This is a genomic window from Streptomyces sp. NPDC089919 (assembly GCF_040684615.1).
Taxonomy (GTDB): Bacteria; Actinomycetota; Actinomycetes; order Streptomycetales; family Streptomycetaceae; genus Streptomyces.
Genome location: NZ_JBFBGK010000032.1, coordinates 62,088 through 72,529, shown reverse-complemented (window position 1 = coordinate 72,529; position 10,442 = coordinate 62,088). Strand labels below are relative to the sequence as shown.

Below are 10,442 nucleotides of genomic sequence, written 5' to 3'. Positions count from 1 at the left end.
CGGGCCCCGCGCGCCCCCCCCCTCCCCCCGGCCAACCCCGCGGGCCCCCCCCCCCCCCCGCGCGGCGGGCCCCGGTCCGCCCGCCGCCGAGCTCAGGGCACCCGGGCGATCAGGTACCGGAAGAGGTTCGGCAGCCAGACCGTGCCGTCCGGATGGACGTACGGGTGCAGCCGCTCGGTCAGCTCCTTCTCCGCCTGGTCCGGGTCCGCCGCCCGGTACAGCCCGGTGGACAGCAGGCCGCGCACGGCGCTGTCGGTGTCCGCGTACCCGAACGGGCAGAAGACCCGGCCCGAGCCGTCCGGCACCAGCCCCAGCTCCGCCGCGGCGTTCTCCAGCGCGTCGCGCGGGGCCGGCCGCCAGGAGTCGCCGAGCACGGTCGCCGTCGCGCACCGCTCCGGCGGCCCCCAGCCGGTCAGCACCACCGCGCCGCCCCGCCGCACCAGCGGCAGCGCCGCCGCCAGGTGGTCGCCCGGCCCCTCGGGGGCGAAGGCCGTCAGGATGTCGTAGGGCGCCGCGGCGCCCGGTTCGGCCGCGGCCTCCAGGGCCCGCTCCCGGGCCAGCGCCCGGCGTCCCGGGTCGGCCTCCACGCCGAACACCCGCGCCCCGCGGGCCGCGGCCAGCAGGAGCGCGAGGCCCGCGCCGCAGTCCAGGCCCAGCAGCCGGGTCTCGGGGCCGACCTCGAGCCGGTCGTACACCGCCTCGTACAGCGGTACCAGCATCCGTTCCTGGATCTCCGCCCAGTCACGGGCCACCAGCGTCGGTGTCATAGCAAAGCGCTCCCGTCCTCCCTTGCCCCCGTCCTGCCCCCGTTGACAAGGGAACTGCTCCTCGGGCCCGCCGTCCAGAGCCCGACCGGACCCGATTCACGCTCGGCGCCCCGGGCGCCGTACCATTCGCGCCATGGCAAAGGCACCCGTTCTCACCCCCCAGGCGGAGGACTTCCCCCGCTGGTACCAGGACCTGATCAACAAGGCCGAACTGGCCGACAACGGCCCGGTGCGCGGCACGATGGTCATCCGACCGTACGGCTACGGCCTGTGGGAGCGGATGCAGCAGGAGATGGACGCGCGCATCAAGGAAGCGGGCGCGCAGAACGCCTACTTCCCGCTGTTCATCCCGCAGTCCTACCTGACCAGGGAAGCCGAGCACGTCGAGGGCTTCGCCCCCGAGCTGGCGGTCGTCACGCACGGCGGCGGCAAGGAGCTCGAGGAGCCGGTGGTCGTCCGGCCCACCTCCGAGACGATCATCAACGACTACTTCTCCAAGTGGGTGCAGAGCTACCGCGACCTGCCCCTGCTGATCAACCAGTGGGCCAACGTGGTCCGCTGGGAGATGCGCCCCCGGGTGTTCCTCCGTACGAGCGAGTTCCTGTGGCAGGAGGGCCACACGGCCCACGCCACCTACGAGGACGCCCGCGAGTACGCCGCGCACATCCACCGGAACGTCTACGGCGACTTCATGACCAACGTCCTGGGCATCGACGTGGTCCTCGGCCGCAAGACCCCCAAGGAGCGCTTCGCGGGCGCCATCAACACCCTCACCCTCGAGGGCATGATGGGCGACGGCAAGGCCCTCCAGATGGGCACGAGCCACGAGCTCGGCACCAACTTCGCCAAGGCCTTCAACACCTCCTACCTCTCCAAGGAGGGGCAGCAGGAGCTGGTCTGGCAGACCTCGTGGGGCGTCTCGACCCGCATGGTCGGCGGTCTGATCATGTCGCACGGCGACGACAACGGCCTGCGCGTGCCGCCGCGGCTGGCGCACGTCCAGGTCGTCGTCATGGCCATCAAGGGCGACGAGGCCGTGGCCAAGGTCCGCGAGCTGGGCGACCGCCTCAAGGCCGCCGGCATCCGGGTCCACGTGGACGACCGGGTGGACACCCCCTTCGGCCGCCGCGCCGTGGACTGGGAGCTCAAGGGCGTACCGGTGCGCATCGAGATCGGCCCGCGCGACCTGGAGAACGGCACCGCCATGCTGGCCCGCCGCATCCCGGGCGGCAAGGAGCCGGTGCAGATCGAGTCCCTGGTGGACCTGCTGCCCAAGGTCCTCGACGAGGACCAGGCGCAGCTGCTGCGCGAGTCCCGCGAGCGCCGCGAGTCCCGCACCACCGACGTGGCGACGATCGCCGAGGCCGCCGAGGCCGCGATCGCCGGCGGCTGGGCCCGGATCCCGTGGTCCGAGCTGGGCGCGGCGGGCGAGGCCAAGCTGGGCGAGCAGGCCGTGACGGTCCGCTGCCTGGTGGCCGAGGACGGGTCGGTCCCGACCTCCGACGACGCCCCCGGTACCCTCGCCATCGTGGCGCGCTCGTACTGATGTGACGCGTGGTCCCCCCGGTTCCGGCCGGGGGGACCGGCGTTAGGTACCGACTCCTCCGGAGTTCTGCGTACCCGTCCTCGTCGTGACGCATCAGTGTGAACTGACTGGTACGTGCAAAAAATTTGGAATGGCCCGGAATCGGAACACCGGGGCCCTCCGGCTCGTTGTCACGACGTGAGCACGACACCACCTGTTCTCGCCGCAGAGCTGGCGCAGGCGTGGGCCGACATTCAGCGGTACCACCCCGAGCTGCCGGACCTTGCCGCGCCCGAGTCCCTGATCGGAGAGTCCTCGTCCGCCTGTGGCGCCGAGCTCTCCTTCGAGCGACTGCTGCACGAGGCAGTCCACGGCATCGCGGCCGCCCGGGGGGTTCGCGACACCTCGCGCGCCGGCCGCTACCACAACCGCAGATTCCTCGCGATCGCCGAGGAGATGGGCCTGGACCACTCCGACGAGCCGCACGCGAGCAGCGGCTTCTCGCTGGTCTCCCTCAACCCCGAGGCCAAGAAGCGCTACCGCCCGACCATCGAGCGGCTGCAGCGCGCCCTCAAGGCCCACACCGCCGCCACCGCCGCCGACACCAAGCGGTCCTTCCGCGGCCCGGCGGCCCGGCACGGCTCCTCCGGCGGCGGGGTGCGCGTCAAGGCCGTCTGTGACTGCGGGCGCAACGTCCGCGTCGTCCCCTCGGTCCTGGCGCAGGCCCCGATCGTGTGCGGCGGCTGCATGAAGCCGTTCCGCATCCCCGAGGTGGCCGTGGCCGCGGCCTCCTGAGGTCGGGCCCGCCACCGTGGTGTGGCACAATGGCTAGCTGTACTCGACAGTCGCATAGGACCCCTCTCTCCTCCGGCTGACGCGTCCATCGGGCACTCCGAGTACCGCAACCCCACGTGGCATCCCGTTGTGCCCAACCACGTCAAGACCAGGAGACACCACTCCAGTGGCAGTCAAGATCAAGCTCAAGCGCCTCGGCAAGATTCGCCAGCCGCACTACCGCATCGTCGTCGCCGACTCGCGCACCCGCCGCGATGGTCGTGCGATCGAGGAGATCGGTCTGTACCACCCCACGTACAACCCCTCGCGCATCGAGGTCGACGCCGACCGCGCCGCGTACTGGCTCTCCGTCGGCGCCCAGCCGACCGAGGCCGTCCTCGCGATCCTGAAGGTCACCGGCGACTGGCAGAAGTTCAAGGGCCTGCCGGCTCCGGCCCCGATGCTCGTCGCCGAGCCGAAGGCCGACAAGCGCGCCGCGTTCGAGGCGTTCGCCAAGGGCCTCGAGGGTGACGACGTCAAGGGTGAGGCCATCACCCAGAAGTCGAAGAAGACCGAGAAGAAGGCGGACGAGGCTGCTGACGCTGCCGCGTCCACCGAGTCGACCGAGGCCTGATCATGCTCGAGGAGGCTCTCGAGCACCTCGTGAAGGGCATCGTCGACAACCCCGACGAAGTGCAGGTCGCCTCGCGCAACCTGCGCCGTGGGCAGGTCCTCGAGGTGCGCGTGCACCCCGACGACCTCGGCAAGGTGATCGGCCGCAACGGCCGCACCGCGCGCGCCCTGCGCACCGTCGTGGGCGCCATCGGCGGCCGGGGGATCCGCGTCGACCTCGTCGACGTGGACCAGGTCCGCTGAAGTAGTTGAGTCACCGGCACGGGCCGGGGAGGGCTGTGGCCCACCCCGGCCCGTCGTCGTACGGAAACAGGAGACAAGAGCGTGCAGCTGGTAGTCGCGCGGGTCGGCCGCGCCCACGGCATCAAGGGTGAGGTCACCGTCGAGGTACGGACCGACGAGCCGGAGCTCCGGCTCAGCCCGGGGGCCGTCCTGCAGACCGATCCCGCGTCGGCCGGACCGCTGACCGTGGAGACCGGCCGGGTGCACAGCGGCCGGCTGCTGCTGCGCTTCGAGGGCGTCAAGGACCGCACCGGCGCCGAGGCCCTGCGCAACACCCTCCTGATCGCGGACGTGGACCCGGACGAGCTCCCCGAGGAGGAGGACGAGTACTACGACCACCAGCTCATGGACCTGGACGTGGTGCTCGCCGACGGCACCGAGGTCGGCCGGATCACCGAGATCTCCCACCTGCCCTCGCAGGACCTCTTCATCGTCGAGCGGCCCGACGGCACCGAGGTGATGATCCCCTTCGTGGAGGAGATCGTCACCGAGATCGACCTGGAGAACCAGCGGGCCGTGATCGCCCCGCCGCCCGGCCTGATCGACGACCGCGCCGAGATCGCCTCCGCCCGCGACGCCGAGCAGGACGCGTCCTGATGCGGCTCGACGTCGTCACGATCTTCCCCGAGTACCTGGAACCGCTGAACGTCTCCCTGGTCGGCAAGGCCCGGGCCCGCGGCCAGCTCGGGGTGCACGTCCACGACCTGCGGGAATGGACCTACGACCGGCACAACACGGTCGACGACACCCCCTACGGCGGCGGCCCCGGCATGGTCATGAAGACCGAGCCCTGGGGCGAGGCCCTGGACTCCGCGCTGGCCGACGGCTACGAGAGCGGCGCCCACGGCCCGGTCCTGGTCGTTCCCACCCCCAGCGGCCGGCCCTTCACCCAGGAGCTGGCCGTCGAGCTCTCGCAGCGGCCCTGGCTGGTCTTCACCCCGGCCCGCTACGAGGGCATCGACCGCCGGGTCATGGACGAGTACGCCACCCGGATGCCGGTCTACGAGGTGTCCATCGGCGACTACGTCCTGGCCGGCGGCGAGGCCGCGGTGCTCGTGATCACCGAGGCCGTGGCGCGGCTGCTGCCCGGTGTCCTGGGCAACGCGGAATCCCACCAGGACGACTCCTTCGCCCCCGGCGAGATGGCCAACCTCCTCGAGGGCCCGGTGTACACCAAGCCCCCGCAGTGGCGCGGCCGGGGCATCCCGGAGGTGCTGCTCAGCGGCCACCACGGGAAGATCGCCCGCTGGCGCCGGGACGAGGCCTTCGCCCGCACCGCCCTCAACCGGCCGGACCTCATCGAGCGCACCGAGGCCGCTGCCTTCGACAAGAAGGACCGCCAGACCCTGAGCGTCCTGGGCTGGGAGCCCGCTCCCGACGGCCGATTTTGGCGCAGGGTGCCGGACGTGGAAGAATAAGCGGCTGCTGTACGCCCGCGTGCGCCCCTGCCACAGGGGGACCGTCGTCCGCCGGGTGGTGCAGCTCCCGAATTCTCTACGAAAACCCGCATCGGTGACCTGTGGCGCCATGCGAAGAAAGCAGACGAAGAACATGTCTTCTCTCCTCGACGGTGTGAACGCCGCCTCCATCCGCTCGGACGTCCCGGCCTTCCGCCCGGGTGACACGATCAACGTGCACGTCCGCGTGATCGAGGGCAACCGCTCTCGTATCCAGCAGTTCAAGGGTGTCGTCATCCGCCGCCAGGGCTCCGGCGTCTCCGAGACCTTCACCGTCCGCAAGGTCTCCTTCTCCGTGGGCGTCGAGCGCACCTTCCCGGTGAACTCCCCGATCTTCGAGAAGATCGAGCTGGTCACCCGCGGTGACGTGCGTCGCGCGAAGCTGTACTACCTCCGTGAGCTCCGCGGCAAGGCCGCGAAGATCAAGGAGAAGCGCGACAACTGATCTCGGCTCCGGAGTCCGGGGGCGGCCGGATAGGCTCGCCCCCGATGGACACCGAAGCACGACTCACGCAGCGCGGCAGCTCCACCTCCGATCCCGGCGACGGGACGGCGGCGGAGCGGCCGCGCTCTGCGTTTTCCGGGTTCCTCTCCCGGATGACCTGGGGGCGGGCCGGCCTGATCGGCGTGGCCTGCACGGCCGTCCTGCTGCTGGTCAGCAACTTCGTCGCCCAGCCCTTCCTGATCCCGAGCCGCTCCATGGAGCCGACGCTCCAGGTCGGGGACCGGGTGCTGGTGAACAAGCTGGCGTACCGTTTCGGCAGCCGGCCGCAGCGCGGCGACGTCGTGGTCTTCGACGGCACCGGCTCCTTCGTCCGGGAGCGGCCGGCCGGCGACCCGGTGGGCGGCTTCCTGCGCGGGGCCGCCGCGGCGCTCGGCCTCGCCGAGCCGGCCGACACCGATTTCGTGAAGCGGGTCGTGGGGGTGGGCGGTGACGACGTGGTCTGCTGCGACCGGCAGGGCCGGGTGAGCGTGAACGGCGTCCCGCTGCGGGAGGACTACCTGCACCCCGGCGACGCCCCCTCCCAGGTGCCCTTCCGGGTCGTGGTGCCGCTGGGCACCCTCTTCGTGATGGGGGACCACCGCTCGGACTCCCGCGACTCCCGCGACCACCTCGGGGAACCGGGCGGCGGCATGGTGCCCCTGGACAAGGTCATCGGCCGGGCCGACTGGATCGGCTGGCCGCCGGTCCGCTGGGGCAGCCCGAGAGCCGGGGCGGGCCGTGGGTAGCCGGGGCCGGCCGCGCGGCGCCCAGGAGCCGGCGGGGGACGCCTCGGGGCCCACCGGCGGCACGGGCCCCACCGGTCACGCCGGCCCCGGGCCCGCGGCGCCGTCCCCGGCCGCCCGGCACCGGCCGGCCGGCCAGCACGCCCCGGCTGCGGCCGGCCAGGACTCCCCGGGTGCGGCCGGCGGCGGCGCGGCCGGCGAGGGGCCGGGTGCGCCCGCCGGGCCCGGACGCGCCGAGCGGCGCCGGCTGGCCCGCCGGATCAAGCGGCGCCGGCGCACCCGCACGGCCGGCGAGGTACCGCTGCTGATCGTGGTCGCCCTGCTGATCGCCCTGGTGCTCAAGACCTTCCTCGTCCAGGCCTTCGTCATCCCCTCCGGCTCGATGGAGCAGACGCTGCGGATCGGCGACCGGGTGCTGGTCGACAAGCTCACCCCGTGGTTCGGGTCCGAGCCCGAACGCGGCGAGGTCGTGGTCTTCCGGGACCCGGGCGGCTGGCTCAAGGGCGAGTCGCACCGGACCAAACCCGACCCGGCCGGCGTCAAGCAGGTCAAGGAGGCGCTGACCTTCATCGGCCTGCTGCCCTCCGCCGACGAACAGGACCTGATCAAGCGGGTCATCGCGGTCGGCGGGGACACCGTCAAGTGCTGCGACGCCAAGGGCCGGGTCACGGTCAACGGCATCGCGCTCGACGAGCCCTACCTGAACCCGGGGAACTCACCCTCCGAGGTGACGTTCGAGGTCAAGGTGCCCGCGGGCCGGCTGTTCGTGATGGGCGACCACCGCGCCAACTCGGCCGACTCGCGCTTCCACCTGGACGAGCCCTTCCACGGCACCGTGTCCGTCGACGGGGTGGTGGGCCGGGCCGTCGTCATCGCCTGGCCCTTCGGCCACTGGCGGAAGCTGGAGGTCCCGGCCACCTTCCGGTCGGTGCCGGACGCGGCGGCGCGGCGCGGCCGCCGGCGGGCCCGCCCGGTCGCATAGTGTGACTCCCCGGGATCGGTACGGCATGATCCCCTAGGAAACGGTCCACCTCCCGACCCCTGCGGAACTCCCGCTCGTTAAGGGAGTGGAGGGCTCTCGACATCCCTGTCGCGGGCACGCAGTACGGAGTGAGGAGTGGACGTGGGGGATGTGGCGGTCGGCGAACGGTCCGGACGCGAGGAACCCGAGGGACGGCAGGAGGTTGCCGTGGACGACGCGAAGGACGGACCGGGCGACGGTGGCGGAGTCGACGACGGTGACGGCGGCGACGGCGCCGCCGAGGGTACCGGTCGCAAGCAGCGGTCGTTCTGGAAGGAACTGCCGCTCCTCATCGGCATCGCGCTGATCCTCGCCCTGCTGATCAAGACGTTCCTGGTGCAGGCGTTCTCCATCCCGTCGGACTCGATGCAGAACACCCTGCAGCGGGGCGACCGGGTGCTCGTGGACAAGCTGACGCCGTGGTTCGGCTCCGAGCCCGCGCGCGGCGAGGTGGTCGTCTTCCACGACCCGGACAACTGGCTCGCCGGCGAGCCGGTGCCGGAGCCCAACGCGGTCCAGAAGTTCCTGAGCTTCATCGGCCTGATGCCCTCGGCCGAGGAGAAGGACCTGATCAAGCGCGTCATCGGGGTCGGCGGCGACACCGTCACCTGTGACAAGGGCGGGCCGGTCAAGGTCAACGGCAAGGCCCTGGACGAGCCGTACATCTACCCGGGCAACACCCCCTGCGACGACAAGCCGTTCTCGGTGACCGTCCCCAAGGGCAAGATCTGGGTGATGGGCGACCACCGCCAGAACTCCTACGACTCGCGCTACCACATGGAAGACGGCTCAAAGACCCACGGCTTCGTGCCCAACGGCAAGGTCGTCGGCCGCGCCGTGGTCGTGGCCTGGCCGGTGACGCGCTGGGCGACGCTGCCGATCCCGGACACCTTCGACCAGCCCGGGCTGGCGGCCGCGATGGGCGCCGCTCCGGTGGGTCTGGGCGTCGCCGGGGCCCTCCCGCTGGTGCTCTGGCGCCGGCGGCGGCTTACGCAGGTGCGTACCGGCGGGTAGATTGCCGTCCCAGATCGACGGACTCCGAGGTGGGGGGCGCTGGGATGGGCAGAACCGGACGCAAGGACGGCCGCGGCGGCCTGGGCAATGTCTTGTCCGGGCTCGCCGTGGCCGTCGGCTTTGTGCTGTTCCTGGGCGGATTCGTGTGGGGCGCGGTGCTCTACCAGCCGTACACGGTGCCGACGGACTCGATGATGCCGACGGTCAAGCCCGGTGACCGGGTGCTCGCCGAGCGGATAGACGGCGGCGAGGTGCACCGTGGAGACGTGGTGATCTTCCGCGACGCCCTCTGGAGCAACGCCCCCATGGTCAAGCGCGTCGTCGGCGTCGGCGGTGACGTGGTCAAGTGCTGCGGGCAGGGCGGCCGGCTCACGGTCAACGGCAAGCAGGTCGACGAGCCGTACCTGGACATCAAGCACGGCATGGCCTCCGAGATCCCCTTCGAGGTCACCGTCCCCGAGGGCAAGCTCTTCCTCCTCGGCGACCGGCGCGGGGCCTCGCTGGACTCCCGGGCCCACCTCCAGGAGGCCGGCCAGGGCACCGTGCCGCGCTCGGCCGTCACGGCCCGCGTGGACGCCGTGGCCTGGCCCTCCCAGCAGATGGTCGAGCGGCCGGCGGCCTTTGCGGCGATGCCCGGCGGCGTCTCCAGCCCCGGCCCGGTCAAGCCGATGCTCTGGGCCATCTGCGTCGGGGCGCTGCTGGTGCTCGGCGGGGCCGCGTACGGGCCGGTCGCCAAGCGGGCCGGCCGGCGCCGGGCCCGGCCCGGCGGCGCGGGCGGCGCGCCCGACGAGCGGCGGGAGCGGGCCGGTGTCCGCTGAGCGGACCACCCGCGAGGTCGCCCGGGTGATCCTGCTCGACCCGCAGGACCGGATCCTGCTGCTGCACGGCTTCGAACCGGCCGACCCGGCGGAGCAGTGGTGGTTCACCCCCGGCGGCGGGCTGGAGGACGGCGAGAGCCGGGCCGAGGCCGCCCTGCGGGAACTGGCCGAGGAGACCGGGATCACGCGCGTGGAACTGGGACCCGTGCTGTGGCAGCGGTACTGCGCCTTCCCCTTCGACGGGCGGCGCTGGGAGCAGGACGAGTGGTACTTCCTGGCCCGCACCGAGCAGACCGCCACCGCCATGGAAGGCCTCACCGAGCTGGAGCGGCGCAGTGTGACCGGGGCCCGCTGGTGGACCTCCGAGGAACTGTCGGCGGCCCGTGAGACGGTGTACCCGACCAGGCTCGCCGAGCTGCTGCGTACGCTGCTCGACGAGGGTCCTCCGCAAGCGCCGGTGGTCTTGGCCCCGGAAATCGTTTAGGGGCGTACCGGCCTGGCGCACAATAGGGGGACGCACGGCTGAAGGGGAACATGCCATGAGCGCCGAGGACCTCGAGAAGTACGAGACCGAGATGGAGCTGAAGCTCTACCGGGAGTACCGAGACGTCGTCGGGTTGTTCAAATACGTCATCGAGACGGAGCGGCGCTTCTACCTGACGAACGACTACGAGATGCAGGTGCACTCGGTCCAGGGCGAGGTGTTCTTCGAGGTCTCGATGGCGGACGCCTGGGTCTGGGACATGTACCGGCCGGCCCGCTTCGTGAAGCAGGTGCGGGTGCTGACCTTCAAGGACGTGAACATCGAGGAGCTCAACAAGAGCGACCTCGAGCTGCCGGGGAGCTGACCGCCGCCGGCCCGGGCCCTCCGGGGCGCGCCTGCACCCGTACGGGTGAGGGGGTTGTCCACAAGCCGGGAACTGT

The 10,442-nt window shown here is 71.8% G+C and carries 13 protein-coding genes and 1 pseudogene; 13 read left to right on the top strand and 1 reads right to left on the bottom strand.

Features of this window, described 5'->3' with window-relative positions:
• Positions 1-92 precede the first annotated feature (92 nt).
• On the bottom strand, positions 93-767 hold the full coding sequence (locus AB0O40_RS16065) for a methyltransferase type 11 (RefSeq protein WP_365040949.1): 675 nt from the start codon (positions 765-767) through the stop codon (positions 93-95).
• A gap of 133 nt (positions 768-900) precedes the next feature.
• On the opposite strand from AB0O40_RS16065, the gene proS reads away from it, so the two are divergent.
• From proS to AB0O40_RS16000, 13 genes and pseudogenes are all read left to right on the top strand, one after another.
• Positions 901-2,313, top strand: coding sequence for a proline--tRNA ligase (gene proS, locus AB0O40_RS16060; RefSeq protein WP_365040946.1), 1,413 nt, complete (start codon positions 901-903; stop codon positions 2,311-2,313).
• A gap of 177 nt (positions 2,314-2,490) precedes the next feature.
• A complete protein-coding gene (locus AB0O40_RS16055; protein ID WP_365040943.1) occupies positions 2,491-3,087 on the top strand; it encodes a hypothetical protein in 597 nt (198 codons plus the stop codon).
• 166 nt (positions 3,088-3,253) lie between these two features.
• A complete protein-coding gene (gene rpsP / locus AB0O40_RS16050) occupies positions 3,254-3,700 on the top strand; it encodes a 30S ribosomal protein S16 (protein WP_365040940.1) in 447 nt (148 codons plus the stop codon).
• A gap of 2 nt (positions 3,701-3,702) precedes the next feature.
• Positions 3,703-3,942, top strand: coding sequence for an RNA-binding protein (locus tag AB0O40_RS16045; protein WP_030011889.1), 240 nt, complete (start codon positions 3,703-3,705; stop codon positions 3,940-3,942).
• Positions 3,943-4,023: 81 nt separating this feature from the next.
• A complete protein-coding gene (gene rimM / locus AB0O40_RS16040) occupies positions 4,024-4,578 on the top strand; it encodes a ribosome maturation factor RimM (protein WP_365040937.1) in 555 nt (184 codons plus the stop codon).
• Positions 4,578-5,399 carry a tRNA (guanosine(37)-N1)-methyltransferase TrmD gene (gene trmD, locus AB0O40_RS16035; protein ID WP_365040934.1) on the top strand — a complete coding sequence of 274 codons (822 nt, stop codon included), beginning with the start codon at positions 4,578-4,580 and terminating at the stop codon, positions 5,397-5,399. Before rimM ends, trmD begins: the two co-directional genes overlap by 1 nt.
• Positions 5,400-5,532: 133 nt before the next feature.
• Positions 5,533-5,883, top strand: a complete 351-nt coding sequence (gene rplS / locus AB0O40_RS16030; protein ID WP_365040931.1) for a 50S ribosomal protein L19 — start codon at positions 5,533-5,535, stop codon at positions 5,881-5,883.
• Positions 5,884-5,927: 44 nt separating this feature from the next.
• Entirely contained in the window at positions 5,928-6,668 is a 741-nt protein-coding gene (lepB, locus tag AB0O40_RS16025) for a signal peptidase I (protein WP_365040928.1), read from the top strand.
• 244 nt (positions 6,669-6,912) lie between these two features.
• Positions 6,913-7,907: pseudogene (lepB, locus tag AB0O40_RS16020) on the top strand (signal peptidase I).
• On the top strand, positions 7,798-8,700 hold the full coding sequence (gene lepB / locus AB0O40_RS16015) for a signal peptidase I (protein WP_365040969.1): 903 nt from the start codon (positions 7,798-7,800) through the stop codon (positions 8,698-8,700). The pseudogene lepB (AB0O40_RS16020) and the gene lepB (AB0O40_RS16015) overlap by 110 nt, the downstream one beginning before the upstream one ends.
• A gap of 44 nt (positions 8,701-8,744) precedes the next feature.
• Positions 8,745-9,518 (top strand): signal peptidase I, encoded by a 774-nt coding sequence (gene lepB, locus AB0O40_RS16010; protein ID WP_365040925.1) that lies wholly within the window; start codon positions 8,745-8,747, stop codon positions 9,516-9,518.
• Complete coding sequence (locus tag AB0O40_RS16005) at positions 9,508-10,002, top strand: NUDIX hydrolase (RefSeq protein ID WP_365040922.1); 495 nt, start codon at positions 9,508-9,510, stop codon at positions 10,000-10,002. Before lepB (AB0O40_RS16010) ends, AB0O40_RS16005 begins: the two co-directional genes overlap by 11 nt.
• A gap of 55 nt (positions 10,003-10,057) precedes the next feature.
• Positions 10,058-10,366, top strand: coding sequence for a DUF2469 domain-containing protein (locus AB0O40_RS16000; RefSeq protein ID WP_005311352.1), 309 nt, complete (start codon positions 10,058-10,060; stop codon positions 10,364-10,366).
• Positions 10,367-10,442: the final 76 nt, after the last annotated feature.